General features: G+C 61.1%; 28 protein-coding genes. 11 read left to right on the forward strand and 17 right to left on the reverse strand.

Annotation, left to right across the window (positions count from 1 at the left end):
- Positions 1 to 15: 15 nt before the first annotated feature.
- Positions 16 to 2,286 (forward strand): ATP-dependent Clp protease ATP-binding subunit ClpA, encoded by a 2,271-nt coding sequence (gene clpA, locus QK296_RS12085; RefSeq protein ID WP_003192090.1) that lies wholly within the window; start codon positions 16 to 18, stop codon positions 2,284 to 2,286.
- Positions 2,287 to 2,531: 245 nt separating this feature from the next.
- Here the strand turns inward: clpA and infA are convergent, their stop codons facing one another.
- The 3 genes from infA to aat form a co-directional block, all read right to left on the reverse strand.
- Positions 2,532 to 2,750, reverse strand: coding sequence for a translation initiation factor IF-1 (gene infA, locus QK296_RS12090; protein WP_002553999.1), 219 nt, complete (start codon positions 2,748 to 2,750; stop codon positions 2,532 to 2,534).
- A gap of 100 nt (positions 2,751 to 2,850) precedes the next feature.
- Positions 2,851 to 3,558: an arginyltransferase gene (locus tag QK296_RS12095; RefSeq protein ID WP_044274593.1), complete on the reverse strand. Its 708-nt coding sequence runs from the start codon at positions 3,556 to 3,558 to the stop codon at positions 2,851 to 2,853.
- 56 nt (positions 3,559 to 3,614) lie between these two features.
- Positions 3,615 to 4,295 (reverse strand): leucyl/phenylalanyl-tRNA--protein transferase, encoded by a 681-nt coding sequence (gene aat, locus QK296_RS12100; RefSeq protein ID WP_094774532.1) that lies wholly within the window; start codon positions 4,293 to 4,295, stop codon positions 3,615 to 3,617.
- Positions 4,296 to 4,771: 476 nt separating this feature from the next.
- Between aat and ftsK the strand changes: the two genes are divergently transcribed.
- Genes ftsK through cysG form a run of 6 tightly spaced genes read left to right on the forward strand, consistent with a single transcriptional unit; the run spans position 4,772 to position 12,273 of the window.
- Complete coding sequence (gene ftsK / locus QK296_RS12105; protein ID WP_003192084.1) at positions 4,772 to 7,180, forward strand: DNA translocase FtsK; 2,409 nt, start codon at positions 4,772 to 4,774, stop codon at positions 7,178 to 7,180.
- Positions 7,181 to 7,234: 54 nt separating this feature from the next.
- Positions 7,235 to 7,858 (forward strand): outer membrane lipoprotein chaperone LolA, encoded by a 624-nt coding sequence (gene lolA, locus QK296_RS12110; protein WP_003174700.1) that lies wholly within the window; start codon positions 7,235 to 7,237, stop codon positions 7,856 to 7,858.
- A 27-nt stretch (positions 7,859 to 7,885) separates the two neighbouring features.
- Positions 7,886 to 9,211, forward strand: coding sequence for a replication-associated recombination protein A (locus tag QK296_RS12115; protein WP_003192082.1), 1,326 nt, complete (start codon positions 7,886 to 7,888; stop codon positions 9,209 to 9,211).
- Positions 9,208 to 9,582, forward strand: a complete 375-nt coding sequence (gene crcB, locus QK296_RS12120) for a fluoride efflux transporter CrcB (RefSeq protein WP_003192080.1) — start codon at positions 9,208 to 9,210, stop codon at positions 9,580 to 9,582. The genes QK296_RS12115 and crcB overlap by 4 nt, the downstream gene beginning before the upstream one ends.
- 15 nt (positions 9,583 to 9,597) lie before the next feature.
- Positions 9,598 to 10,878: a serine--tRNA ligase gene (serS, locus tag QK296_RS12125; protein WP_047711147.1), complete on the forward strand. Its 1,281-nt coding sequence runs from the start codon at positions 9,598 to 9,600 to the stop codon at positions 10,876 to 10,878.
- Positions 10,879 to 12,273 carry a siroheme synthase CysG gene (gene cysG / locus QK296_RS12130; RefSeq protein WP_003192077.1) on the forward strand — a complete coding sequence of 465 codons (1,395 nt, stop codon included), beginning with the start codon at positions 10,879 to 10,881 and terminating at the stop codon, positions 12,271 to 12,273. It abuts the gene before it with no gap.
- 123 nt (positions 12,274 to 12,396) lie between these two features.
- Here cysG and QK296_RS12135 read toward each other — a convergent pair whose 3' ends face one another.
- The 6 genes from QK296_RS12135 to tusD form a co-directional block, all read right to left on the reverse strand.
- Positions 12,397 to 13,392 carry a glutathione S-transferase family protein gene (locus QK296_RS12135; protein ID WP_034134537.1) on the reverse strand — a complete coding sequence of 332 codons (996 nt, stop codon included), beginning with the start codon at positions 13,390 to 13,392 and terminating at the stop codon, positions 12,397 to 12,399.
- 88 nt (positions 13,393 to 13,480) lie between these two features.
- On the reverse strand, positions 13,481 to 14,482 hold the full coding sequence (locus tag QK296_RS12140) for a glycosyl transferase family protein (RefSeq protein ID WP_003192074.1): 1,002 nt from the start codon (positions 14,480 to 14,482) through the stop codon (positions 13,481 to 13,483).
- The gene (locus QK296_RS12145; RefSeq protein ID WP_003192072.1) at positions 14,479 to 14,814 is read right to left on the reverse strand and encodes a TusE/DsrC/DsvC family sulfur relay protein; all 336 of its coding nucleotides are present in this window, start codon (positions 14,812 to 14,814) and stop codon (positions 14,479 to 14,481) included. The genes QK296_RS12140 and QK296_RS12145 overlap by 4 nt, the downstream gene beginning before the upstream one ends.
- Positions 14,811 to 15,089, reverse strand: coding sequence for a sulfurtransferase complex subunit TusB (gene tusB / locus QK296_RS12150; protein WP_003192071.1), 279 nt, complete (start codon positions 15,087 to 15,089; stop codon positions 14,811 to 14,813). Before tusB ends, QK296_RS12145 begins: the two co-directional genes overlap by 4 nt.
- Positions 15,089 to 15,439, reverse strand: a complete 351-nt coding sequence (tusC, locus tag QK296_RS12155; protein ID WP_137204379.1) for a sulfurtransferase complex subunit TusC — start codon at positions 15,437 to 15,439, stop codon at positions 15,089 to 15,091. Before tusC ends, tusB begins: the two co-directional genes overlap by 1 nt.
- A 1-nt stretch (position 15,440) precedes the next feature.
- Entirely contained in the window at positions 15,441 to 15,833 is a 393-nt protein-coding gene (tusD, locus tag QK296_RS12160; protein WP_003192069.1) for a sulfurtransferase complex subunit TusD, read from the reverse strand.
- A gap of 157 nt (positions 15,834 to 15,990) precedes the next feature.
- Here tusD and QK296_RS12165 point away from each other — a divergent pair, with 157 nt between their 5' ends.
- Positions 15,991 to 17,166, forward strand: a complete 1,176-nt coding sequence (locus QK296_RS12165) for a CaiB/BaiF CoA-transferase family protein (RefSeq protein ID WP_003192068.1) — start codon at positions 15,991 to 15,993, stop codon at positions 17,164 to 17,166.
- Between the two features lie 95 nt (positions 17,167 to 17,261).
- On the opposite strand, the gene QK296_RS12170 is transcribed toward QK296_RS12165, so the two are convergent.
- The gene (locus tag QK296_RS12170) at positions 17,262 to 17,756 is read right to left on the reverse strand and encodes a SprT family zinc-dependent metalloprotease (RefSeq protein WP_003192067.1); all 495 of its coding nucleotides are present in this window, start codon (positions 17,754 to 17,756) and stop codon (positions 17,262 to 17,264) included.
- A 128-nt stretch (positions 17,757 to 17,884) separates the two neighbouring features.
- Positions 17,885 to 18,487 (reverse strand): Yip1 family protein, encoded by a 603-nt coding sequence (locus QK296_RS12175; RefSeq protein WP_003192065.1) that lies wholly within the window; start codon positions 18,485 to 18,487, stop codon positions 17,885 to 17,887.
- 362 nt (positions 18,488 to 18,849) lie between these two features.
- Here QK296_RS12175 and ttcA point away from each other — a divergent pair, with 362 nt between their 5' ends.
- Positions 18,850 to 19,674 (forward strand): tRNA 2-thiocytidine(32) synthetase TtcA, encoded by an 825-nt coding sequence (ttcA, locus tag QK296_RS12180; RefSeq protein WP_003192064.1) that lies wholly within the window; start codon positions 18,850 to 18,852, stop codon positions 19,672 to 19,674.
- A gap of 67 nt (positions 19,675 to 19,741) precedes the next feature.
- Positions 19,742 to 20,413 (forward strand): DNA-3-methyladenine glycosylase I, encoded by a 672-nt coding sequence (locus QK296_RS12185; protein ID WP_034127867.1) that lies wholly within the window; start codon positions 19,742 to 19,744, stop codon positions 20,411 to 20,413.
- A 123-nt stretch (positions 20,414 to 20,536) separates the two neighbouring features.
- Here the strand turns inward: QK296_RS12185 and QK296_RS12190 are convergent, their stop codons facing one another.
- Genes QK296_RS12190 through arsC form a run of 3 tightly spaced genes read right to left on the reverse strand, consistent with a single transcriptional unit; the run spans position 20,537 to position 21,889 of the window.
- Positions 20,537 to 20,941 (reverse strand): DUF2069 domain-containing protein, encoded by a 405-nt coding sequence (locus QK296_RS12190; protein WP_003192061.1) that lies wholly within the window; start codon positions 20,939 to 20,941, stop codon positions 20,537 to 20,539.
- Positions 20,925 to 21,539, reverse strand: coding sequence for an NAD(P)H:quinone oxidoreductase (wrbA, locus tag QK296_RS12195; RefSeq protein ID WP_003192060.1), 615 nt, complete (start codon positions 21,537 to 21,539; stop codon positions 20,925 to 20,927). Before wrbA ends, QK296_RS12190 begins: the two co-directional genes overlap by 17 nt.
- Entirely contained in the window at positions 21,536 to 21,889 is a 354-nt protein-coding gene (gene arsC, locus QK296_RS12200; protein WP_003192059.1) for an arsenate reductase (glutaredoxin), read from the reverse strand. The genes wrbA and arsC overlap by 4 nt, the downstream gene beginning before the upstream one ends.
- Positions 21,890 to 22,004: 115 nt before the next feature.
- Between arsC and QK296_RS12205 the strand changes: the two genes are divergently transcribed.
- Positions 22,005 to 22,466 carry a TlpA disulfide reductase family protein gene (locus QK296_RS12205; protein ID WP_003192057.1) on the forward strand — a complete coding sequence of 154 codons (462 nt, stop codon included), beginning with the start codon at positions 22,005 to 22,007 and terminating at the stop codon, positions 22,464 to 22,466.
- A 132-nt stretch (positions 22,467 to 22,598) separates the two neighbouring features.
- On the opposite strand, the gene QK296_RS12210 is transcribed toward QK296_RS12205, so the two are convergent.
- The 3 genes from QK296_RS12210 to QK296_RS12220 form a co-directional block, all read right to left on the reverse strand.
- Complete coding sequence (locus tag QK296_RS12210) at positions 22,599 to 23,003, reverse strand: META domain-containing protein (protein WP_014718883.1); 405 nt, start codon at positions 23,001 to 23,003, stop codon at positions 22,599 to 22,601.
- Complete coding sequence (locus QK296_RS12215) at positions 23,000 to 23,440, reverse strand: hypothetical protein (RefSeq protein ID WP_003192054.1); 441 nt, start codon at positions 23,438 to 23,440, stop codon at positions 23,000 to 23,002. Before QK296_RS12215 ends, QK296_RS12210 begins: the two co-directional genes overlap by 4 nt.
- Before the next feature lie 71 nt (positions 23,441 to 23,511).
- Positions 23,512 to 24,501, reverse strand: coding sequence for a 2-hydroxyacid dehydrogenase (locus QK296_RS12220; RefSeq protein ID WP_003192052.1), 990 nt, complete (start codon positions 24,499 to 24,501; stop codon positions 23,512 to 23,514).
- Positions 24,502 to 24,519 lie beyond the last annotated feature (18 nt).

Consider the following 24,519-nt stretch of genomic DNA (forward strand, 5'->3'; position numbering starts at 1 on the left):
GTATGAGGTGAAGCTATGTTAAACCGCGAGCTCGAAGTCACCCTCAATCTTGCCTTCAAGGAGGCTCGTTCGAAGCGTCATGAATTCATGACCGTCGAACACCTTTTGCTGGCACTTTTGGATAACGAAGCTGCCGCCACCGTTCTACGTGCGTGCGGCGCCAACCTTGACAAGCTCAAGCATGACCTGCAGGAGTTTATCGACTCCACCACGCCACTGATCCCCGTGCATGACGAGGACCGCGAAACCCAGCCAACCCTGGGCTTCCAGCGGGTATTGCAGCGTGCTGTGTTCCACGTACAGAGCTCCGGTAAGCGTGAGGTCACAGGCGCGAACGTGCTGGTGGCGATTTTCAGCGAACAGGAAAGCCAGGCCGTGTTTCTGCTCAAGCAGCAGAGCGTTGCCCGTATTGATGTGGTCAACTACATCGCCCACGGTATCTCCAAGGTGCCTGGGCACGGCGATCATTCCGAGGGTGAGCAGGACATGCAGGACGAGGAGGGCGGCGAGTCTTCTTCTTCCAGCAACCCGCTGGATGCCTATGCAAGTAACCTCAATGAAATGGCGCGCCAGGGGCGGATCGATCCGCTAGTGGGGCGTGAGCATGAGGTTGAGCGTGTAGCGCAGATCCTGGCGCGTCGTCGCAAGAACAACCCATTGCTGGTGGGCGAGGCGGGCGTGGGTAAAACCGCGATTGCCGAAGGCCTGGCCAAGCGCATTGTCGACAACCAGGTGCCAGACCTGCTGGCCAGCAGTGTCGTCTACTCCCTTGACCTGGGCGCGTTGCTCGCCGGGACCAAGTACCGTGGCGATTTCGAGAAGCGCTTCAAGGCGTTGCTCGGCGAGCTGAAAAAACGCCCGCAGGCCATCCTGTTCATCGACGAGATCCATACCATCATTGGCGCCGGTGCGGCTTCCGGTGGGGTGATGGACGCTTCCAACCTGCTCAAGCCACTGCTGTCCTCCGGTGATATCCGCTGCATTGGTTCGACCACGTTCCAGGAATTTCGCGGCATCTTCGAGAAAGACCGCGCCCTGGCGCGTCGCTTCCAGAAAGTTGACGTGTCCGAGCCCTCGGTTGAAGACACCATCGGCATCCTGCGCGGGCTCAAGGGGCGTTTTGAAGCGCACCATGGCATCGAGTACACCGATGAGGCCCTGCGTGCGGCGGCTGAGCTGGCGTCGCGCTACATCAACGACCGGCACATGCCAGACAAAGCCATCGATGTGATCGACGAGGCGGGTGCCTACCAGCGCCTGCAGCCGGTCGAGAAGCGCGTGAAGCGCATCGACGTGCCTCAGGTCGAGGACATCGTGGCCAAGATCGCGCGGATTCCGCCAAAACACGTCACCAGTTCCGACAAGGAGCTGCTGCGTAACCTGGAGCGCGACCTCAAGCTCACCGTGTTTGGTCAGGATGCGGCCATCGACTCGCTGTCCACGGCGATCAAGTTGTCCCGTGCGGGCCTCAAGTCGCCGGACAAGCCAGTCGGTTCGTTCCTGTTCGCAGGCCCGACCGGCGTCGGCAAGACCGAGGCGGCTCGCCAGTTGGCCAAGGCCATGGGCATCGAGCTGGTGCGTTTCGACATGTCCGAGTACATGGAGCGCCACACGGTGTCGCGTTTGATCGGCGCGCCTCCGGGCTATGTCGGCTTCGATCAGGGCGGCCTGTTGACCGAGGCGATCACCAAGCAGCCACACTGCGTATTGCTGCTCGACGAAATCGAAAAGGCTCACCCGGAAGTCTTCAACCTGCTGTTGCAGGTCATGGACCACGGCACCCTGACCGACAACAACGGGCGCAAGGCAGACTTCCGCAACGTGATCGTGATCATGACCACCAACGCCGGTGCTGAAACCGCGGCGCGTGCTTCGATCGGCTTTACGCATCAGGATCACTCGTCTGATGCCATGGAAGTGATCAAGAAGAGCTTCACGCCGGAGTTCCGCAACCGCCTGGACACCATTATCCAGTTTGGTCGCCTCAGCCATGAGGTCATCAAAAGCGTGGTGGACAAGTTCCTCACCGAGCTTCAAGCGCAGTTGGAAGACAAGCGCGTGCAGCTGGATGTGACGGAAGCGGCCCGCAGTTGGATCGCAGAGGGCGGCTACGATGCGGCAATGGGCGCACGCCCAATGGCGCGTCTGATTCAGGACAAGATCAAACGGCCATTGGCCGAAGAAATCCTGTTCGGCGAACTCTCCGACCATGGCGGCGTGGTGCACATCGATCTGAAGGACGGCGAGCTGACCTTCGAGTTCGAGACCACGGCGGAAATGGCCTGATCGTTAGCTGCAACATTGCAAAAGGCGCCGAAAGGCGCCTTTTTGCTGTGTGCAATACGATTTACGAAGTAATGACGTTCAACTGTGGGAGCTGGCTTGCCTGCGATGGCGGTCCTTCAATAGCGCATCTATATCTGACCCGCCGCTATCGCAGGCAAGCCAGCTCCCACAGAGTCAAGCGGTGACTGTTAAATCCTGCGCACACAAAAACGCCCGGCATAACCGGGCGTTTTGTATTGACTTGCTTAGCGAGCGCGGTAAGTGATGCGCCCTTTGCTCAAGTCATAGGGCGTCAGCTCGACGCGCACTTTGTCACCGGTAAGAATACGAATGTAGTTCTTGCGCATCTTGCCGGAGATATGCGCGGTTACGACGTGCCCATTTTCCAACTCCACACGAAACATGGTGTTGGGCAGGGTGTCGACGACAGTGCCTTCCATTTCGAAGCTGTCTTCTTTCGACATGCAGTAAAGCCCTCGGTATCCAGTGAATGGCCCGGTGCAACTGCGCCAGGCAAAAGCGGCGTGCATTGTGCCCGAAAAAGGGTGTTCAAGCCAAGGGGTTCTAGTTAAGCGTGACCCATCTTTGATTAATCAGCAGCTCAATGGGCCGATATTGAGTCTTATAGTTCATCTTTTTGCAGTTCTTGATCCAGTATCCGAGGTACACCGCTTCCAGCTCCAGGCGCAGCGCTTCGCCTATTTGCCACAGGATGGCGAAACGCCCGAGGCTGCGGCGTTCTTCGGTCGGTTCGTAGAAGGTGTACACCGCCGAGAGGCCATTGGGCAGCAGGTCGGTCACCGCCACGGCCAGCAGGCGGCCGTCGAGGCGGAACTCGTAGAAGCGCGAAAAGGGCAGGTCACGCACCAGGAACGTGGAAAACTGGTCGCGGCTGGGCGGAAACATATCGCCGTCGGCGTGGCGTTGTTCGATGTAGCGTTGGTAGAGATCGAAATATTCTTCGCTGTATTGAGGTTTAGTGGCGTGTACGGTCAAGTCGGCGTTGCGCTTGAGAATACGTTTCTGGTTACGGTCGGGCGAAAATTGAGCCACCGGGATGCGCGCAGGCACACACGCATTGCAATTCTGGCAATGGGGGCGGTACAGGTGATCGCCGCTGCGCCGAAAGCCCATCTCGGACAGGTCGGCATACACATGCACGTCCATGGGCTGGCTGGGATCGAGGAACAGCGTGGTGGCCTGCTCGTCGGGCAGATAGCTGCATGAGTGGGCTTGAGTGGCATAGAACTTCAAGCGCGCCAGCTCGGTCATGATCAACCCTCGGGATAAGCTTTGAAATAAGTGTAAGCCACGTGTGCGAAAGTCGCCTAGGAAACCCACGGCCCAGCGTTGGGTTGGTCCAGATGTTTGTGCAGGAAGTCGGCGAAGACGCTGCGCGGTATGCCGCGGGCACCCAGGCTGTGCAGGTGATCGTTGGGCATCTGGCAGTCGATCAGCGCAAACCCCCAGGCTTGCAGTTGCCGGGTCAATGTGGCGAAACCGAATTTGGAGGCGTTGTCGGCGCGGCTGAACATGGACTCGCCAAAAAACAGCTGCCCCATCGCCAGGCCATACAGGCCGCCCACGAGTTCGCCCTGGTCCCAGACCTCGACGGAATGCGCGTAGCCTCGCTGGTGCAGCTCCAGGTAGGCCTGCTGGATGCCTTCGGTGATCCAGGTGCCATCGGCGTAGGCGCGGGGCGCGGCGCAGGCTTGGATGACGGCGGCGAAATCCTGGTCGAAGGTCACGGTATAGCGCTGCTGGCGCAATAATTTGCCCAGGCTGCGGGAAACATGCAGCTCGTCGGGGAATATCACTGTGCGCGGGTCGGGTGACCACCAGAGGATAGGCTGGCCTTCGGAGAACCAGGGGAAGCAGCCATGTCGGTAGGCCTGGATCAATCGTTCGGCCGACAGGTCGCCACCGGCGGCGAGCAGGCCGTTGGGTTCGCGCATGGCCTTGGCCAGGGGAGGGAACGTCAGGGTGTCGCGTTGTAACCAGGTCAGCATGGCATCCAGGCTTACGGTAGGGGAGGGGAGTGGCAGGTCATTCACCTGCGCCGCAAGCGTTGATTATTGACGACCCGGCGCCACGGGGCCAGCCCGAATAGGCTATTGACGTGGATTAGCATGAGCGGGTGTTTCTGCAACTCTATACACAGGGTGTGGTCGTAATCGGGTCTGGCACATGCCGGCCATTTGCCAAGCTTGCCTGGATTGCTAAATACAGCTCATAAGCCTTTGTCAGCAAAGACAATGCGTGCTCAAATTGTCCGCGCAGTCAGGTGAAGGGCAAGTGTGTGGCATCACGCACGCAAACCCGTACAATGCGGCCATTGTGGCGTTATCGCCATTTCACCTATCCGTCACCTGATGTTAAAAGTAGATTCAGCAACATTCGTTCATTTTTCAGCTGCTCCGGATAGAGCAGTCGTGTGTAGTCATTCAACAGATGGACGCGCTAAAGGCGCAGGAATAGACCCGTTTTGAAGAAATCCGCCGCAGCACCTAAAGCAGCAGTCGTACCGGCCTGGCGCCAGCACCTGCATTACCGACTCAAGGAAGGCGCACTGATTGCCATCGGTGCGCTGTGCCTGTTCCTGATGATGGCCTTGCTCACCTATGGCAAGGACGATCCGGGCTGGAGCCATAACAGCAAGATCGATGATGTGCAGAATTTCGGCGGCCCGGTAGGTTCCTACAGCGCCGATATCCTCTTCATGATCCTGGGTTACTTCGCCTACATTTTTCCGCTGTTGCTGGCGATCAAGACCTGGCAGATCTTCCGCCAGCGTCACGAGCCGTGGCAGTGGAGCGGCTGGCTGTTTTCCTGGCGCCTGATCGGCCTGGTGTTCCTGGTGCTGTCGGGCGCGGCGCTGGCGCATATCCACTTCCATGCACCGACCGGCTTGCCGGCGGGCGCAGGCGGGGCTCTGGGCGAAAGCCTTGGCGACCTGGCGCGCAGGACCCTGAATATCCAGGGCAGCACCCTGATGTTCATCGCGCTGTTCCTGTTCGGCCTCACGGTATTCACCGACCTGTCATGGTTCAAGGTGATGGACGTGACCGGCAAGATCACCCTCGACCTGTTCGAATTGTTCCAGGGCGCCGCCAACCGCTGGTGGGCCGCCCGTGTCGAGCGCAAGCAAATGGTGGCGCAGCTGCGTGAGGTTGACACCCGTGTCAACGAGGTGGTGGCTCCAAGCACGCCGGATCGACGCGAGCAAGCCAAGGTCAAGGAGCGCTTGATCGAGCGCGAGCAGGCCCTGAGCAAGCACATGTCGGACCGTGAAAAGCAGGTGCCGCCCGTGATCGCCCCGGCACCGCCCAAGGCGCCGGAGCCCAGCCATCGCGTGCAAAAAGAGAAGCAGGCACCGTTGTTTATCGACAGCGCCGTCGAAGGCACCTTGCCGCCGATCTCGATTCTGGACCCGGCCGAAAAGAAACAACTCAACTATTCCCCGGAATCCCTGGCGGCCGTGGGCCACCTGCTGGAAATCAAGCTCAAGGAATTCGGCGTCGAAGTGTCGGTGGACTCGATCCATCCTGGCCCGGTGATTACCCGTTACGAAATCCAGCCGGCCGCCGGGGTAAAAGTCAGCCGCATTTCCAACCTGGCCAAAGACTTGGCGCGTTCCCTGGCCGTGACCAGCGTGCGTGTGGTGGAAGTGATCCCGGGCAAGACCACCGTGGGTATCGAGATCCCCAACGAAGACCGGCAGATCGTGCGCTTCTCCGAAGTGCTGTCGACCCCTGAATACGACAACTTCAAATCGCCGGTCACCCTGGCACTCGGCCATGACATCGGCGGCAAGCCGGTGATTACCGACCTGGCGAAAATGCCGCACCTGCTGGTAGCCGGTACTACCGGTTCCGGTAAGTCGGTGGGTGTGAACGCCATGATCCTGTCGATCCTGTTCAAGTCCGGGCCGGATGACGCCAAGCTGATCATGATCGACCCGAAGATGTTGGAACTGTCGATCTACGAAGGCATCCCGCACCTGCTATGCCCGGTGGTCACCGACATGAAGGACGCCGCCAACGCTCTGCGCTGGAGCGTTGCCGAGATGGAGCGCCGCTACAAGCTGATGGCGAAGATGGGCGTGCGTAACCTGTCGGGCTTCAACGCCAAGGTCAAGGAAGCCCAGGACGCCGGCACACCGCTGACCGACCCGCTGTACAAGCGCGAAAGCATTCACGATGAAGCACCGCTGCTGACCAAGCTGCCGACTATCGTGGTGGTGGTCGATGAATTTGCCGACATGATGATGATCGTCGGCAAGAAGGTTGAAGAGCTGATCGCCCGTATTGCCCAGAAGGCGCGGGCGGCGGGTATCCACTTGATCCTTGCGACCCAGCGGCCGTCGGTGGACGTGATCACCGGCCTGATCAAGGCCAACATTCCGACGCGCATGGCGTTCCAGGTCTCCAGCAAGATCGACTCGCGCACCATCATCGACCAGGGTGGCGCCGAGCAACTGCTGGGCCACGGTGACATGCTCTACATGCCGCCGGGCACCAGTCTGCCGATTCGCGTTCACGGTGCCTTTGTTTCCGATGACGAAGTCCACCGTGTGGTCGAAGCCTGGAAACTGCGTGGCGCGCCGGAATATAACGACGACATTCTCGCTGGCGTGGAAGAGGCCGGCAGCGGCTTCGACGGTGGCAGCAGCGGTGGCGACGATGATGCTGAAACCGACGCACTCTACGACGAAGCCGTGGCCTTCGTACTGGAAAGCCGCCGCGCCTCGATTTCGGCGGTGCAGCGCAAGCTGAAAATCGGCTACAACCGCGCCGCCCGCATGATCGAAGCCATGGAAATGGCCGGCGTCGTGACCGCAATGAACACCAATGGCTCGCGTGAAGTCATCGCCCCCGGGCAGATGCGCGACTGATTCCGCGCCGCGTGGCAACACGCGGCGTGCCCTGACTACTCAATGAGGACTCCCATGCGCTTTATCCGCATGCTGTTGTTGCCGGCCCTGGCCCTGACCGCTGTTTCGGCTCACGCTGACCCGGCTTCCGTCGCCAGCCTGAAGAACCTGTTGGACAAATCCCAGACCCTCACCGCGCGCTTCTCCCAGCTGACCCTGGATGCCGGCGGCACCCAGTTGCAGGAAACCGCCGGTGAAATGGCCGTGCAGCGCCCAGGGCTGTTCTACTGGCATACCGAAGGCAAGGCGGAGCAGACCATCGTTTCCGACGGCCAGAAAGTCACGCTGTGGGACCCGGACCTGGAACAGGCCACCATCAAGAAGCTCGATCCGCGCCTGAACCAGACCCCGGCGCTGTTGTTGTCGGGTGATGTGTCGAAAATCAACGACAGCTTCGACATCACCTCCAAGCAGACCAGCAACGTCATCGAGTTCACCCTCAAGCCAAAATCCAAGGACACGCTGTTTGACACGCTGTCCCTGTCGTTCGGCAACGGCGTGATCAACAACATGCGCCTGGTCGACAGCGTCGGCCAGCGCACCGATATCCTGTTCTCCGGGGTCAAGGCTAACCAGCCGGTGCCCGCGTCCAAGTTCAAGTTCGACATCCCCAAGGGTGCCGACGTGATCCAGGAATAAACTGCCCAGAGGTTTCAAACGCTGCCCATGGATCTGTTTCGAAGTGACCCGATTGCCCAGCCATTGGCCGCGCGCTTGCGTTCGACCAATCTGGATGAGTACGTCGGTCAGGAACACCTGCTCGCTCGGGGCAAGCCCTTGCGTGAAGCCCTGGAGCAGGGTGCGCTGCATTCGATGATTTTCTGGGGCCCGCCGGGCGTGGGCAAGACCACCCTTGCGCGGCTGCTGGCGAAAGTCTCGGACGCGCACTTTGAAACGGTCTCGGCGGTGCTCGCCGGGGTGAAGGAGATCCGCCAGGCGGTGGAAGTGGCCAAGCAGCAGGCCGGGCAATACGGCAAGCGCACTATCCTGTTCGTCGACGAAGTGCATCGCTTCAACAAGTCGCAGCAGGATGCGTTCCTGCCCTACGTCGAGGACGGTACGCTGATCTTTATCGGCGCCACCACCGAAAACCCGTCCTTTGAATTGAACAACGCCTTGTTATCACGGGCGCGGGTCTATGTGCTCAAGAGCCTGGATGAAGCGGCGATGCGAAAGCTGCTGCACCGTGCCTTGAGCGAAGACAAGGGCCTGGGCAAGCGCCAGCTGAGCCTCAGCGATGAAGGCTTCAAGATTTTACTGACCGCCGCCGATGGTGACGGGCGTCGCTTTCTCAACCTGCTGGAGAACGCCTCCGACCTGGCCGAAGACGGTGGCGAGATTGGCGTCGACCTGTTGCAAAGCCTGCTCGGTGACACACGCCGGCGTTTCGACAAGGGCGGCGAAGCCTTCTATGACCAGATTTCCGCGCTGCACAAGTCTGTACGCGGCTCCAACCCTGACGGCGCGCTGTACTGGTTTGCGCGCATGATCGATGGCGGTTGCGACCCGCTGTACCTGGCGCGTCGTGTAGTGCGCATGGCCAGCGAAGACATCGGCAATGCCGACCCGCGCGCCCTGAGCCTGTGCCTGGCCGCCTGGGAGGTGCAGGAGCGCCTGGGCAGCCCGGAAGGCGAGCTGGCGGTGGCCCAGGCCATCACCTACCTGGCCTGCGCGCCGAAAAGCAACGCGGTGTACATGGGCTTCAAGTCGGCCCTGCGTGCGGCCGCCGAGCACGGCTCCCTCGAAGTGCCGCTGCACCTGCGCAACGCGCCGACCAAGTTGATGAAGCAACTGGGGTATGGCGACGAATACCGTTATGCCCACGATGAGCCGGACGCCTATGCGGCCGGCGAAGACTACTTCCCCGATGAGCTTGAACCGCAGCCGTTCTATCAGCCAGTGCCCCGTGGCCTGGAGCTGAAGATCGGTGAGAAGCTCAATCACCTGGCCGCCCTCGACCGTCTGAGCCCCCGGCAGCGGAGAAAATCATGATTCCTTTGGTGGTCGCCGTCTCGGCCGGAGGTATCGCCGGTACACTGCTGCGCTTTGCTACCGGCAATTGGATCAACGCCAATTGGCCGAAACACTTCTATACGGCGACGCTCGCCGTTAATATCGTGGGCTGCCTGTTGATCGGCGTGTTATACGGCCTGTTTTTGTTACGCCCGGAAGTGCCTGTCGAGGTACGTGCCGGCCTGATGGTTGGCTTTCTTGGCGGCCTGACGACTTTTTCATCCTTTTCACTGGATACCGTGCGCCTGCTGGAAAGCGGGCAAGTGCCGCTGGCGATTGGCTATGCGGCCATCAGCGTATTCGGCGGGCTGCTCGCCACCTGGGCTGGCCTGTCCTTGACCAAACTTTGATAACGAGAGACCGACATGCTCGATTCCAAACTGTTACGTAGCAACCTTCAGGACGTAGCGGACCGCCTGGCATCCCGTGGCTTTGCCTTGGATGTTGCGCGCATCGAAGCGCTGGAAGAACAGCGCAAGACCGTCCAGACCCGCACCGAAGCACTGCAGGCTGAACGTAATGCGCGCTCCAAGTCCATCGGCCAGGCCAAGCAGCGCGGCGAAGACATCGCGCCGTTGATGGCGGATGTCGAGCGCATGGGCACTGAGCTGTCCGACGGCAAAATCGAGCTGGAAGGCATTCAGACCCAATTGGATTCGATCCTGCTGGGCATTCCGAACCTGCCCCACGAATCCGTCCCGGTCGGCGAAGACGAAGACGGCAACGTCGAAGTGCGCCGCTGGGGCACGCCGAAAACCTTCGATTTCGAGATCAAGGACCACGTCGCCCTGGGCGAATTGACTGGTGGCCTGGATTTTGAAACCGCGGCAAAAATGTCCGGCGCGCGCTTTGCCTTGCTGCGCGGCCCGATTGCGCGCATGCACCGTGCCCTGGCGCAGTTCATGATCAACCTGCACACCGGCGAACACGGTTACGAGGAAGCCTACACCCCGTACCTGGTTCAGGCGCCGGCGTTGATGGGCACCAGCCAACTGCCGAAATTCGAAGAAGACCTGTTCAAGATCAGCCGCGACGGCGAAGCCGACCTGTACCTGATCCCGACGGCCGAAGTGTCGCTGACCAATATCGTCGCCGGCGAAATCCTCGACGCCAAGCAACTGCCGTTGAAGCTGGTGGCCCACAGCCCGTGCTTCCGTAGCGAAGCCGGCGCGTCGGGGCGCGATACCCGTGGCATGATCCGCCAGCATCAGTTCGACAAGGTTGAGATGGTGCAGGTAGTAGAGCCGTCGACCTCCATGGACGCCCTGGAAGGCCTGACTGCCAACGCCGAGCGCGTGTTGCAGCTGTTGGAGCTGCCTTACCGTGTACTGGCCCTGTGTACGGGCGACATGGGCTTCAGCGCCGTGAAAACCTACGACCTGGAAGTGTGGGTGCCGAGCCAGGACAAATACCGCGAGATTTCGTCGTGCTCCAACTGCGGTGACTTCCAGGCCCGTCGCATGCAGGCGCGTTTCCGCAACCCGGAAACCGGCAAGCCGGAGCTGGTGCACACCCTCAACGGTTCGGGCCTGGCCGTAGGCCGTACCCTGGTGGCCGTGCTGGAAAACTACCAGCAGGCCGACGGTTCGATCCGTGTACCTGAGGTGCTCAAGCCGTACATGGCGGGCGTTGAGGTCATCCGCTAAATGGAATTTCTGCCGCTGTTTCATAACCTGCGCGGCAGTCGTGTGTTGGTCGTCGGTGGTGGGGAGATTGCCTTGCGCAAATCCCGACTGCTGGCCGACGCCGGCGCGGTGTTGCGGGTGGTTGCTCCCCAGATCGAAAGCCAGCTGCGTGAGCTGGTGCTGGGCAGTGGCGGGGAATTGATGTTGCGCGGTTATCAGGAGGCCGACCTGGACGGTTGCACCCTGATTATCGCGGCCACCGACGATGAGCCACTGAATGCGCAGGTGTCCAGTGATGCCAAGCGTCGCTGCGTGCCGGTCAATGTGGTGGACGCGCCAGCGTTGTGCAGCGTGATCTTCCCGGCGATTGTCGACCGTTCACCCTTGGTGATTGCCGTCTCCAGCGGCGGTGACGCGCCGGTACTGGCACGCCTGATCCGTGCCAAGCTGGAAACCTGGATACCTTCCACCTACGGCCAACTGGCCGGTTTGGCGGCGCGTTTTCGCGCCCAGGTCAAAGGTTTGTACCCGGATGTGCAGCAGCGTCGCGCGTTCTGGGAAGAAGTGTTCCAGGGCCCGATTGCCGACCGCCAGTTGGCCGGGCAGGGCGAGGAGGCCGAGCGCCTGTTGATCGAAAAGGTCAATGGCGCGCCGCCTTATGCGCCCGGCGAGGTGTACTTGGTGGGCGCGGGCCCAGGTGACCCGGATTTGCTGACCTTCCGTGCACTGCGCCTGATGCAGCAGGCCGATGTGGTGCTGTACGACCGTTTGGTGGCGCCGGCGATTTTGGAACTGTGCCGTCGTGATGCCGAGCGCGTGTACGTCGGTAAGCGTCGCGCCGATCACGCCGTGCCCCAGGACCAGATCAACCAGCAACTGGTCGACCTGGCCAAACAAGGCAAGCGCGTGCTGCGCCTTAAAGGTGGCGATCCGTTCATCTTTGGCCGTGGTGGCGAAGAGATTGAGGAATTAGCAGCCCACGGCATCCCGTTCCAGGTGGTGCCGGGTATCACGGCAGCCAGTGGTTGCGCGGCTTATGCCGGGATTCCGCTGACGCATCGCGACTATGCCCAATCGGTGCGCTTCATCACCGGCCACCTGAAGAACAATACCTCGGATCTGCCCTGGCAGGACCTGGTCGGGCCGTCGCAGACCCTGGTGTTCTACATGGGCCTGATTGGCTTGCCGATTATTTGCGAGCAGTTGATCAAGCACGGGCGTGCAGCCGATACCCCAGCGGCGTTGATCCAGCAGGGCACCACGTCCAACCAGCGCGTGTTCACCGGCACCCTGGCCGACCTGCCGCGCATGGTGGCGGAGCATGAAGTGCACGCGCCGACATTGGTGATCGTGGGTGAGGTGGTGGTACTGCGTGAAAAGCTCAAGTGGTTCGAGGGCGCCCAGTCCCAGGTCTGAACGACTGACCCACTGTAGGAGCGAGCTTGCTCGCGAAAAACTCAAGGACGCCAAGGGCTACCTGATAGCTGCGTTATCGTTGGCGTTCTTCGCGAGCAAGCTCGCTCCTACAGGCGGTTTATGTCAGCTCCATACACCTTTGCCGTGCAATGCATGGCGATCATGCTCGGTATCAAACCCCTGCAACGGCCCCTTCGGCACAATCCCCGTCGGGTTGATCGTGCGATGGCTGGCATAGTAATGCCCCTTGATATGCTCGAAATCCACCGTCTCGGCCACCCCTGGCCACTGATACATCTCCCTTAGCCAGTTCGACAAATTCGCATAGTCGGCAATCCGCCGCAGGTTGCATTTGAAGTGGCTGTAATACACCGCATCAAAACGAATCAGCGTGGTGAACAGCCGCACATCGGCTTCGGTCAGGTACTCGCCGGCCAAATAACGATGGCTGCCCAGGTGCTGTTCCAGATGATCCAATTCGGCAAACACATCATCAAACGCGCTTTCATACGCCTGTTGTGAGGTGGCGAAGCCTGCGCGGTACACGCCGTTGTTGACGGCGGGGTAGATGCGTTCGTTGAGGGCGTCGATGGTCGGGCGTAGGGCTTGGGGGTAGAAATCCAGGGTATTGCCGGTCAGCTCATTGAACGCACTGTTAAACATGCGGATGATCTCCGCCGATTCATTGCTGACGATGCGCTTGAGCTTTTTGTCCCACAGCACCGGCACGGTGACGCGCCCGGTGTAGTCGGCGGTATCGGCGGTGTAGCGTTGGTGCATGAAGTTGAAATCGTCCAGTTTGTCGCCGCTGGAGCCGTGGGCCTGGTCGAAGGTCCAGCCGTTTTCCAGCATCAGCCAACTGACCACCGAGACGTCGATCAGGCTTTCCAGGCCCTTGAGCTTGCGCAGGATCAAGGTGCGGTGCGCCCACGGGCAGGCGAGAGACACATAGAGGTGATAGCGACCGGCCTCGGCCTTGAAGCCGCCTTCGCCGCTCGGGCCTGGCGCGCCATCGGCGGTCACCCAGTTGCGGCGTTGCGCCTGTTCCCGTTGGAAAGCGCCGTCTGCGCTACTTTCGTACCACTGGTCTTTCCATTGTCCTTCGATCAATAAACCCATGACTGGCTCCTTGGCTGATAAGCGTTGGAGCCCAGTCTAAAGAGATGAGTTCGAACTAAAAGCGCAAAGAACCGGCGTGAATGATCGATTAAATCGATTTATCCCGCGCGTCCCAGTACTGCTGGGCCAATTCGAACGCCTGTTGCCGTGGGTGGCCAAGGCCGCGCAGGGCCAACGCCATGGTGGCGATCAACGCCAGTTGTGGGTAGCTGTCTTCAGCGTCGCCGCGCCACAGCGCTTTGAGGTGCTCGGGCTCAAGCGTTGCCGGCTTGACGTGGCGCTGGTCGGAGAGGGCGGGCCACTCTTCGTCCCAGCTCTGGCCGCCAGTGGTGCCGTACAAGTGACTCAGGGTGTCGGGGTTGATCTCGATCTCACCGCCGTCGCCCTTGACCACAATCACGTTGTCACCCAGCAGGCCGCTGGCATCACGATGCACGCCCTGGTAACCGGGGTGGAAAATGCTTTGCAGGCCACAGCGGGCATTCAGTGGGTTGAGCAGGCGCGCCAAGGAATGGATAGGCGAACGCAGGCCCAGGGTGTTACGCAGGTCGATCATGCGTTGCAACTGTGGCGCCCAATCACCCAGCGGGATAAACGCCAGGTTGCCGTGGGCAAAGGCGCTCTCGACCTGTTGCCAATCGCGGCACAGCGGGATGTTCAAGCTGTCCAGCAATTGTTCGGTGTACAAGCGCCCCGCGGTGTGGGCGCCGCCGCCGTGCATCAGGATGCGCACGCCGTTCTGTGCCAGGCATTTGGCTGCCAGCAGGAACCACGGCAGGTGGCGCTTTTTACCGGCGTAGGTCGGCCAGTCGATATCGACGTTCAACGCTGGCGCGTGCAGGCGCTCACGGACCGCTTCGGTGAAACCGGCGAGTTCTTCCGGGCTTTCTTCCTTGTGGCGCAGCAGCATCAGGAAGGCGCCGAGCTGGGTGTCCTCGACCTTTTCATCGAGCAGCATGCCCATGGCTTCCCGCGCTTCCTCGCGGGTGAGGTTGCGCGCGCCACGCTTGCCTTTGCCGAGGATGCGCACGAATTGTGCAAAGGGATGCTCTTGGGGCGTTACGAGAGTCAGGGGGGCAAAGTCGGTCATAAGCAATTCGTCGGCCTGGGCAGGCCCGCCAGCTTGGCGGCGAGTTTGGCGGGAGTGCCGTTGAACAATCTGTTGAGGTGCAGGCTGTTGCCCTTTTCCGGGCCAAGCTTCAAGGCGGTGTACTTGATCAGCGGGCGCGTGGCGGGAGACAACTGGAATTCGGCGTAGAACTGGCGCAGCAGGTCGAGGATTTCCCGGTGATCCGGGGTCAGCTCGATGGCTTCGGCGGTGGCCAGGGCATGCGCCACTTCATCGGACCAGTCGTTGAGGTCGACGAGGTAGCCGTCCTTATCCAGTTCCAGGGTGCGTGCGCCTACGGTCAGGGTGTTCATAGCCAGGTGTTGACCTTGTCGTAGTCGATCGACAGCTGCACGAAGCCTGGGTAATCGACGCTGTCAGCCCAGTCGGGCAGCGGCAGGTTACGCGCCTGCATGTCTTCGGCCAGCACAAACACCTTTACGCCTCTGGTTTGCAGGGCGGGCGTGTGCAGGCCGTAGGCTCCGTCACCACACAAGAGGATTGCGTCTTCGGCGCCACAGAGGCGCAGGCAGCTGTCGAGGCGGCTGTCAGTAAACGGGGAATGAGACACCACATGTAGAGTCGACATCAGAGGGTAATCACCTGGTCGTAAAGGTCAATCAACTGGGAAATAGCTTGGCTGTCGAGCGCCTGCGCATTGGCGGGCGGCGGCAGCCCGCGTGCGGACAGGCTGTGGTCGCAGGCGAACACGTCGTCAATGCCGAACAGACCCAGGGCCTGCAGATTGGCACTCAGGTCTTTCTGTTGCACGGATTTGGCAGCTTGGTTCGGCGCCAGTTGGAACACACCGTCATCCAGAAACAGCAGGCCAATGGGCAGATCGAAAGCGCCACCGGCCAGCACGATATCCAGCGCTTCCCGCGCACTCGGCCCGGACCACGGGGCCTGGCGGCTGATCACCAATAAGGATTTGGACATGTCACGGCCCTCCAAAACAGATCAGGCGGTCGGCGTCCTGGATCGCGTCATGCAATTGCCCCAGGCCCGACAACGCCCAGGGGGCTTCCAGGTTGACTGCGCTGCGTTGATAGCGCGCAGCTTCCTCGGCATTCAGCACACCCCGGCGCAGGGCGGCGGCGATGCACACCACGCCGTCGAGTTGGTGCTGGCTGACAAACTCGCGCCATTGGCGCGCAATGTCTTGCTCATCCTGGGGCGCGACAATGTTGTTGGACGCGCTGTACACGCCGTCCTGGTAGAAAAACAGCCGCACAATCTCGTGCCCGCCGGCCAGCGCTGCCTGGGCGAACAACAGGGCGCGGCGCGAAGAGGGCGCGTGGGCGGCGCTATACAGTGCAATCGCGAACTTCATGGAAGACTCTGCCAACAAACGTCGGCCAATGATAAAGCCGCCGCCGCGAAAAAGCCCGCCGTGATCAAAACGGTCACTGTGGTTGATCGTTCTGACGATTGCCGGCAGGCGCCCGGCTGCCTAGTCTGTGGGTATTCGCAACCCAACTGGAGTCTCTATGTCAGGTCCCTTGGCGTCCCTTAAAGTGTTGGATTTTTCCACCTTGCTGCCCGGCCCATTTGCCTCCTTGATGCTGGCGGACATGGGCGCCGAGGTGCTGCGCATCGAATCGCCCACGCGGATGGACCTGTTGCGTGTATTGCCGCCCCATGATCGTGGCACCTCGGCCAGCCACGCCTACCTCAACCGCAACAAACGCAGCCTGGCCCTGGACCTCAAGCAGGCCGAGGCGCTGGAGATTGTGCGTGAGTTGGTCAAGGGCTATGACATCTTGCTCGAACAGTTCCGCCCCGGCGTCATGGAGCGTCTGGGCCTGGGCTATGAGGCGCTGAAGGCGATCAACCCGCGGCTGATCTACGTGTCGATCACCGGCTACGGTCAGACCGGCCCCTATAAGGACCGCGCCGGGCACGATATCAACTACCTGGCGTTGGCCGGCGTGGCCAGCCATACCGGGCGCCAGGACACCGGCCCATTACCGCTGGGCGTACAACTGGCGGATGTGGCGGGCGGTTCGCTGCATGCCGTGGTGGGCTTGCTGGCGGCGGTGATTGCCAGGCAGCAAAGCGGGGTGGGGCAATACCTGGATGTGAGCATGACCGATTGCTCGTTCAGCCTGAACGCCATGGCTGGGGCCGGTTACCTGGCTTGCGGGGTCGAGCCTGGGTGGGAGAACCATGTGCTCAATGGCGGGAGTTTCTACGACTACTACCGCACACGCGATGGGCGCTGGATGTCGGTGGGCAGTCTGGAGCCGGGGTTTATGCAGCAGCTGTGCGAGGCATTGGGGCGGCCGGAACTGGCGGCACACAGCGTGACGCCCGAACGCCAGGCCGTGCTCAAACAGGCGTTGCAGGTGGAGTTCGAGAAGCGCAGTTTTGACCAGTTGTGTGAGTTGTTTGCCGGGGTGGATGCGTGTGTGGAGCCGGTGTTGAGTTTGAGTGAGGCGGTGGAGCATCCACAGTTGAAGGCGCGGGAGCTGGTCAGCCAGGTGCCCCGGGGGGATGGCTCGACACAAGCGCAATTGGCCTGCCCGCTGAAGTTCTCCGAGGGTTTACCAGCGCCCAGGCATATTGGGGTGGCGGTGGGGGCGCACAGTGATGAGGTGTTGGTGGAGTTGGGGATCAGTGCTCAGCGGATAGATGAATTGCGCCAGGCCAAGGTTGTAGGTTGACTGAGCGGGCGCTTTCGCAGGCAAGCCAGCTCCCACATTTTGGATTGCGCTCACAGATCCAAATGTGGGAGCTGGCTTGAACTGCGATGAGGCCCTCATTCCACCCGAGTTTCCCCGGTGAACACCAAGGTCTGCCGACACCGCCGACACAAATACCGCCGCCCCTGATTCACCAGCCCATGGCGCTGCGGTGAAAACGGAAAATCACTGTCCGCACACGGGCAGCGGTAAATATAGCGAGTCACCTGTCGGCGCTTGACCTCGTAGGTATGGCAACGGTCGGGCGGCAGTTCGTAAACCCCGCGCATGATCAACTGCCATTCCTCGCCATGAGGCTGGATACGCTCGCCAAACAACTGGTGGGCAATCAGGTGCGCCACTTCGTGGGCCACGGTTTGCTTGAGAAAGTGTTGGCTGTTTTCACGGTACAACTGAGGGTTGAAGCGCAGCAGGTTCTCGTGCAAATGCGCGACACCGGCTTTCTGGCCCCGCAGCTTGAGGCTGACCTGGGGGCGTTTGAAGCTTCGTTTGAAAAAGGATTCGGCTTGCAGGAAACAATCTTCGACGCGGGTATTGAGTTGCTCGGGCATGCTGTACATATCTCCAGAGACGCCCAGTATGCCGCAAAGCTGGGTGTTTCCGAATCTGTCAGGCGCCGAATGGTCATGCATAACGCACAAAGCCACCTTGCGGTGGCCTTGCCTGCGGTTTTTTTCGGTCAACTGGTGTAGATCGGCCCGACGCCCAGGCCCCAGACGATCACGGTAAAGGCCATGATCGCCACTAGCACCACCAGGCCGACGGCCAATACCGAACTGGAGAACAGGAAGCCTTCATCCGGGTCGATACTCATGAAGGTCGGCAGCCCTACATACAACAGGTACACCGTGTAGCAGATCGCCGCCGTGCCCACGACCATGCCCAGCCACATATGCGGGTAGAGCGCCGCCAGCCCGCCGATAAACAACGGTGTGGCAGTGTAAGTGGCAAACGCCACGCAGCGGGCCATGCTTGGGCTGGCGTCGTAGGTGCGGGCCATCCAGTGAATGAATGCGCCCATCACGGCCACGCCGCATAGCATGGCCGCGTAAGACATGAGGGTCATCCACAGCGCGCTTTCCTGGGTCAGCATCACCGGGGCGCGGTTGCCGATGACCCAGCCGACCTGGGTGGTACCAATAAAGGCGGAAATGGCGGGGATCGCCGCGAGAATCAGGGTATGAGTGAGGTACATGTGGCCGATGCTTTCTTCTTTATCGCCACGGATTTCCCGCCATTCCTGGTCGGGATGGGTAAACAGCCCCACGACGTGATGGATCATGCCAGTCACTCCTGTCGTTATTACCATCGCCCCCCATCGGAGCGCCCACGGGCCAAATGGCCTGAAAGGTCTGGATAGATGTGCGACCTCAAGTCGCAGTATAGGAAGGGATGACCGGAATAACCGTAGGGCCTTTAGAGCAAATTGCGCTGTAAACACGGGCGCTAATCGCGGTGCGGTCTGTCAGGGCTCATGCGACCCAGTGTGGGAGCTGGCTTGCCTGCGATGGCGGCCTGTCAGGACCGCAGGTGTTGACTGGCACACCGCTATCGCAGGCAAGCCAGCTTCCACATTGGAACTGCGCCAGTCTTGCCGGTAAAATGCTGCGCTTTTCGTCACACACCTTTGCGGATCCAAGCGCCATGGGCACTCTTACAGTCAACCAGAACAAACTGCAAAAACGCCTGCGTCGCCTGGCCGGTGAAGCAGTCGCCGATTTCAACATGATCGAGGACGGCGACAAGGTCATGGTCTGCCTCTCCGGCGGCAAAGACAGCTACACCATGCTCGACGTGTTGCTGCACCTGCAAAAGGTCGCACCGATCAAGTTCGAGATCGTGGCGGTCAACATGGACCAGAAGCAACCCGGTTTCCCCGAGCATGTGCTGCCGGCCTACCTGAAAGAACTGGGCGTCGAGTACCACATCGTCGAGAAAGACACCTACTCGGTGGTCAAGGAACTGATCCCGGAAGGCAAGACCACCTGCTCACTGTGCTCGCGCCTGCGCCGTGGCACGCTCTACACCTTTGCCGATGAGATCGGCGCGACCAAGATGGCCCTGGGTCATCACCGCGATGACATCGTCGAGACCTTCTTCCTCAATATGTTCTTCAACGGCTCGCTCAAGGCCATGCCGCCCAAGCTGCGTGCCGATGACGGGCGCAATGTGGTGATCCGCCCGCTGGCGTATTGCAACGAGAAGGACATCCAGGCTTACTCCGACTTCAAGCAATTCCCGATCATTCCGTGCAATCTGTGCGGCTCCCAGGAAAACCTGCAGCGCCAGGTGGTCAAGGACATGCTGGTGGACTGGGAGCGCAAGACCCCAGGGCGTACCGAAAGTATCTTCCGCAGCCTGCAAAACGTGATCCCGTCACAATTGGCCGACCGCAACCTGTTCGACTTCACCAGCCTGAAAATCGACGAGACCGCCGCATCGCGTTTCGTCAATGTAGTGAACCTCTGAGCCTTCCCAAGGCTCTAGTACACGGCGCTTGCGAGCGCCGTTTTCAATTCGACTGACAGGAGAGGGCATGCGCGATTACAAGTGGCTGCACGAATATTGTCTGAACCGCTTCGGTTCGGCGGCCAAGCTGGAAGCCCATCTGCCGGTGCCCAAGACCCCGGCGCAATTGCGCAAGATCACGGATGACCGTTACCTGTCGACCTTGGCGCTGCGAGTGTTCCGCGCCGGTTTGAAGCACAGCGTGGTCGATGCCAAATGGCCGGCGTTCGAGCAGGTATTCTTCGGCTTCGACCCGGAAAAAGTCGTGCTGATGGGCGCCGAGCACCTGGAACGGCTGATGCAGGACACCCGCATCATCCGCCACCTGGGCAAGCTCAAGAGTGTGCCGCGCAATGCGCAGATGATCCTGGATATCGAGCAGGAAAAAGGCAGCTTCGGCGCATTTATCGCCGATTGGCCGGTGACTGATATTGTCGGGCTGTGGAAGTACCTGAGCAAGCATGGCCACCAGTTGGGCGGGCTGTCGGCGCCGCGCTTTTTGCGCATGGTCGGCAAGGACACCTTTGTGCCAAGCGATGACGTGGTGGCGGCGCTGAATGCGCAGAAGATCGTCGACAAGGCCCCGACCAGCCTGCGCGATTTGGCGACGGTGCAGGGTGCCTTCAACCAGTGGCACGCCGAGAGTGGGCGGCCGATGTGTCAGCTGTCGATGATGTTGGCCTACACCGTCAACCATTGATACTGATCGTTCCCACGCTCCGCGTGGGAATGCATCCTGTGACGCTCCGCGTCACCCTTGCACTAGGCCCGGGACGCAGAGCGTCCTGGGCAGCATTCCCACGCGGAGCGTGGGAACGATCAGTCAATCGGCCAGTCGCCGGTTCAACTGATGCCGCCAACGCACATACAGCAACGCCGTGCAAAACACCGCCAGGCTAGCGAGCATTTCCAGCACCCCAAACCACTGGCGGTTCGGGTCATACGCGGCCAGCGCGCCCTTGATGAAATACAGGTTCACCACAAAACACATCCACGAATGCCCGCGTGCGCTGCCCATCAGCATGCCTGGCGCGAGTATCAGCAGCGGCACCAGTTCGATCAGCAGGATGACCCACGGGCGCGCCCCATGCAGGTCGGCGACAAACAGGTAATAGCCACACAGCAAGCCCACCAGGCCCAAAAACGCCAGCAGGCTCAGCGCGCGTGCCACCTTGACCCGCGGCTCCAGCCACTCCCGTGGCGGCAGGACCTTAGGCTTCCTGGCCACGGCCGTTCTCCAGCAGCGTGGCGGTCTTGGCCAGGCGCAGGCCCAGGGCCCGGCACAGGGTTATTTCATGTTGGTCGAGCATGCGCTTGCCGTCTGGCCCGGAATGGTGGCTGGCGCCATACGGCGTGCCGCCGCCCTGGGTGTCGAGCAGGGCCTGTTCGCTGTAGGGCAGGCCGGTGATCAGCATGCCGTGGTGCAGCAGCGGCAGCAGCATCGACATCAGCGTGGTTTCCTGGCCGCCATGCAGGCTGGCGGTGGAGGTGAACACGCCGGCTGGCTTGCCGACCAACGCGCCGGTAAGCCACAGGTTGCTGGTGCCATCGAGGAAGTACTTGAGCGGCGCGGCCATGTTGCCGAACCGGGTCGGGCTGCCCAGGGCCAGGCCCGAGCAGTGCTTCAGGTCATCCAGGCTGGCATACAGCGCGCCTTCGTCGGGAATGCTTGGTGCCACCGCTTCGCACTCGGTGGAAATCGCCGGCACCGTGCGTAACCGCGCCTCCATTCCGCCTTGCTCGATACCCCGGGCAATCTGCCGGGCCATCTCGCTCACCGAGCCGTTGCGGCTGTAATACAACACCAGCACATAGGGCGTACTCACGGCAGAATCTCCAGCACGTTCTCGGGCGGGCGGCCGATGATGGCTTTATCGGCGGTTTCCAGGATCGGGCGTTCCATCAGCTTGGGATGGGCGGCGATAGCGGCGATCAGTTGCGCTTCGCTCAAGCTGGCGTCGGCCAGGTTCAGGGTTTTGTATTCGTCCTCACCGGTGCGCAGCAGTTGGCGTGCGCTGATGCCAAGTTTTTTCAGCAGGGCCTTGATTTGCGCGGCATTCAGCGGGGTTTCCAGGTAGCGCACCACGGTCGGGGTAAGGCCGCGGGCTTCCAGCAGTTCCAGCGCACCGCGCGATTTCGAGCAGCGCGGGTTGTGATAAAGCGTCAGATCGGTCATGTGCGGGTCGCATCTTGCGTAAGGTGGCGGGTATTCTACCTGCGCTGGCGCCTGTCCTTAAACCGTAAGAGGCGATAGGCCGCAGCCAACGTTCATTTTTGCGAAGGAATACCCCATGACAAGGCGACTGATCGGTGCATTGGCGATCATCACAACCCTGCTGCTCAGCGGCTGCGGTAACGATTACGGCGTTGACCAATATGGCCAGAAAGTGGCGGCCGAACGCTTGGACAAACAGTGGCTGGTGGTCAACTACTGGGCCGAATGGTGTGGCCCGTGCCGCACGGAAATCCCTGAGCTCAATGCCCTGGCAGAACAGTTGAAAGGCCAGAATGTCGGGGTGTTCGGCGTCAACTTCGACAATGTGCAGGGTGAAGAACTGAAGGCCGCCAGCGACAAGCTGGGGATCAAGTTCACGGTGCTGGCCCAGAACCCGGACGGGATCTTCGAGATTCCGCGCAGCGAGGCCTTGCCGGTGACCTACATCATCGACGACAAGGGCAAGGTGCGTGAGCAGTTGATGGGTGAGCAGACAGCGGAAGGGGTGTTGGCCAAGCTCAAGGCGCTGAAAGGATAAAACTGTGGGGGCTGGCTTGCCTGCGATGGCATCGCTGCGGTGTACCTGATACACCGCGTCGTCCGCATCGCAGGCAAGCCAGCTCCCACAGAACCAGAGGACACCGCGTTAATACAGGAGAGTGCGCCTAGATCAGCCTTCTTCGAGCCACAAGCGGATCGGCTTGCCTTCGGCCGGCCAGAACCGCGTCTGCTCGATCGGCGAGATGTCCCAACGCTGCACGCCTTGCAGGGCCTGGAAGAAGCGATGTTCTTGCTCCATCAGGGCCTCGGCGCACATTTTTCGGGTGCTGCCGACTGGGCCGAAGCTGAGCTTGTCGCCTTCGACCGTGTACGGCGCAAACCAGTGGTTACAGCCGCCATTGCCATAGGCGCGGCCATCGGCGCCCAGGGTGACGGTGAGGTGCGCGTAGTCCATCAACGGCCGCTCACCGATCCATTCCACTACGTAGCTGTGGTCGCGCTCGAGCTTGGCGCCATCGGCAGCGCAGCCTGCCAGGCCCATGCCGATGGCGGCGAGCAGCAGCGGGCCTTTCATTGCGCGGCCTGCTGGCATTTCGGGCAGCGGTGCTTATCGCCTTCGCTGGCCCAGCCCAGTTCTTTGATACGCGCGTTGGCGGCCGGTTGCAGCGGTGCCTTGGTCAGCTTGGTTTCTACCGCGAATTCAAACTCCAGCACGGCGTCGCAGCTGTCGCAATTGACCTTCCAGGTGTGAATCTCCAGTTCGCCGAACTTCGGCCCTTGGGCCATGGCGACCCACTGGCCCGCTGGGCGGATGGAGTAGCGTGCGTCACCTTCGACGGTCAGTCGCATCGACAGGGTTTTACTGCCGCGCAGGCTGACGATCAGGACGTCGCCATGTTTGATCGAACCACCGTTGCCGGTGACCTGGTAACGGCCCGGCACCAGGGCGCGGCATTCGATCAGGGTGTGTTGCGGGCTCAGCAAGCTGAAGCGGAAATCGTGTTCGGCCATGGATCCTCCAAATAGGCGCGGCATCCTATCACGGGTGCCGGCCTATCATGAGCCTGGTATGTGACCGCTGATCATCCCTCGACCAGGTTCTGCGCCCGGCCATCGGCCCACGCGGCAATGTTGGCCAATGTGGTGCCGGCAATCGCCGCCAGGGCCTCACGGGTGAGGAAGGCCTGGTGCGCGGTGATGATCACGTTGGGGAAGGTCAGCAGGCGGGCGAGCACGTCATCTTGCAGGGGCAGGTCCGAGCGGTCCTCGAAAAACAATTGAGCTTCTTCTTCGTAGACGTCCAGCCCCAGGTAGCCCAACTGGCCCAGCTTGAGCGCTTCGATCAGTGCCGGCGTATCGACCAGGCCACCGCGCCCGGTGTTGATCAGCATCGCACCGGGCTGCATCTGCGCCAGTGAGCGGGCATTGATCAGGTGTTTGCTGTCGGCGGTCAGCGGGCAGTGCAGGCTGATGATCTGCGCCTCGGCCAACAGTTCAGGCAGGCTTACGTAGCGGGCGCCAAGTTCATGCACCTGTGGGTTGGGGAAGGGGTCGTAGGCCAGCAGTTGGCAGCCGAAGCCGGCCATGATCTTGGCGAAGGTCGCGCCGATCTGCCCGGTGCCGACCACGCCGACCGTTTTGCCGACCAGATCGAAACCGGTGAGCCCGTGCAGGCTGAAATCACCGTCGCGGGTGCGGTTGTAGGCACGGTGCAGACGGCGGTTGAGCGCCAGAATCAGCGCGACCGCGTGTTCGGCCACCGCGTGGGGCGAATAGGCGGGCACGCGCACGATACTCAGGCCCAGGCGCTGGGCGGCGGGCAAGTCGACATGGTTGTAGCCCGCCGAGCGCAGGGCAATCAGGCGTGTGCCGCCCTTGGCCAGTTGCTCCAGCACGGGGGCGCTGAGGTCGTCGTTGATAAAGGCGCAGACCACTTCGTGGTGTTCGGCCAGGGCCACGGTATCGAGGTTCAGGCGTGCCGGTTGGAACTGCAGTTCGATACTGGCCGGCAGCGGTTCGCCGAGGAAACTCTCGCGGTCGTAGGTTTGGCTGCTGAAGAGAATGACGCGCATTGAAAAGGCTCCCTGCAA

Source organism: Pseudomonas sp. AL10 (genome assembly GCF_029960685.1).
Taxonomy (GTDB): Bacteria; Pseudomonadota; Gammaproteobacteria; order Pseudomonadales; family Pseudomonadaceae; genus Aquipseudomonas; species Aquipseudomonas lactis.

Coding starts and splice junctions, on each gene's coding strand:
- QK296_RS12165 (WP_003192068.1), top strand. CDS start 15,991: ATGTCAGGTCCCTTGGCGTCCCTTAAAGTGTTGGATTTTTCCACCTTG.
- QK296_RS12210 (WP_014718883.1), bottom strand. CDS start 23,003: ATGAAAGGCCCGCTGCTGCTCGCCGCCATCGGCATGGGCCTGGCAGGC.
- QK296_RS12115 (WP_003192082.1), top strand. CDS start 7,886: ATGGATCTGTTTCGAAGTGACCCGATTGCCCAGCCATTGGCCGCGCGC.
- QK296_RS12175 (WP_003192065.1), bottom strand. CDS start 18,487: ATGATCCATCACGTCGTGGGGCTGTTTACCCATCCCGACCAGGAATGG.
- lolA (WP_003174700.1), top strand. CDS start 7,235: ATGCGCTTTATCCGCATGCTGTTGTTGCCGGCCCTGGCCCTGACCGCT.
- QK296_RS12215 (WP_003192054.1), bottom strand. CDS start 23,440: ATGGCCGAACACGATTTCCGCTTCAGCTTGCTGAGCCCGCAACACACC.
- QK296_RS12170 (WP_003192067.1), bottom strand. CDS start 17,756: ATGCCCGAGCAACTCAATACCCGCGTCGAAGATTGTTTCCTGCAAGCC.
- tusB (WP_003192071.1), bottom strand. CDS start 15,089: ATGTCGACTCTACATGTGGTGTCTCATTCCCCGTTTACTGACAGCCGC.
- QK296_RS12140 (WP_003192074.1), bottom strand. CDS start 14,482: ATGACCGACTTTGCCCCCCTGACTCTCGTAACGCCCCAAGAGCATCCC.
- arsC (WP_003192059.1), bottom strand. CDS start 21,889: ATGACCGATCTGACGCTTTATCACAACCCGCGCTGCTCGAAATCGCGC.
- QK296_RS12205 (WP_003192057.1), top strand. CDS start 22,005: ATGACAAGGCGACTGATCGGTGCATTGGCGATCATCACAACCCTGCTG.
- serS (WP_047711147.1), top strand. CDS start 9,598: ATGCTCGATTCCAAACTGTTACGTAGCAACCTTCAGGACGTAGCGGAC.
- QK296_RS12095 (WP_044274593.1), bottom strand. CDS start 3,558: ATGACCGAGCTGGCGCGCTTGAAGTTCTATGCCACTCAAGCCCACTCA.
- infA (WP_002553999.1), bottom strand. CDS start 2,750: ATGTCGAAAGAAGACAGCTTCGAAATGGAAGGCACTGTCGTCGACACC.
- ttcA (WP_003192064.1), top strand. CDS start 18,850: ATGGGCACTCTTACAGTCAACCAGAACAAACTGCAAAAACGCCTGCGT.
- QK296_RS12145 (WP_003192072.1), bottom strand. CDS start 14,814: ATGAACACCCTGACCGTAGGCGCACGCACCCTGGAACTGGATAAGGAC.
- aat (WP_094774532.1), bottom strand. CDS start 4,295: ATGCTGACCTGGTTACAACGCGACACCCTGACGTTCCCTCCCCTGGCC.
- clpA (WP_003192090.1), top strand. CDS start 16: ATGTTAAACCGCGAGCTCGAAGTCACCCTCAATCTTGCCTTCAAGGAG.
- QK296_RS12135 (WP_034134537.1), bottom strand. CDS start 13,392: ATGGGTTTATTGATCGAAGGACAATGGAAAGACCAGTGGTACGAAAGT.
- QK296_RS12185 (WP_034127867.1), top strand. CDS start 19,742: ATGCGCGATTACAAGTGGCTGCACGAATATTGTCTGAACCGCTTCGGT.
- QK296_RS12220 (WP_003192052.1), bottom strand. CDS start 24,501: ATGCGCGTCATTCTCTTCAGCAGCCAAACCTACGACCGCGAGAGTTTC.
- crcB (WP_003192080.1), top strand. CDS start 9,208: ATGATTCCTTTGGTGGTCGCCGTCTCGGCCGGAGGTATCGCCGGTACA.
- cysG (WP_003192077.1), top strand. CDS start 10,879: ATGGAATTTCTGCCGCTGTTTCATAACCTGCGCGGCAGTCGTGTGTTG.
- tusD (WP_003192069.1), bottom strand. CDS start 15,833: ATGAAGTTCGCGATTGCACTGTATAGCGCCGCCCACGCGCCCTCTTCG.
- tusC (WP_137204379.1), bottom strand. CDS start 15,439: ATGTCCAAATCCTTATTGGTGATCAGCCGCCAGGCCCCGTGGTCCGGG.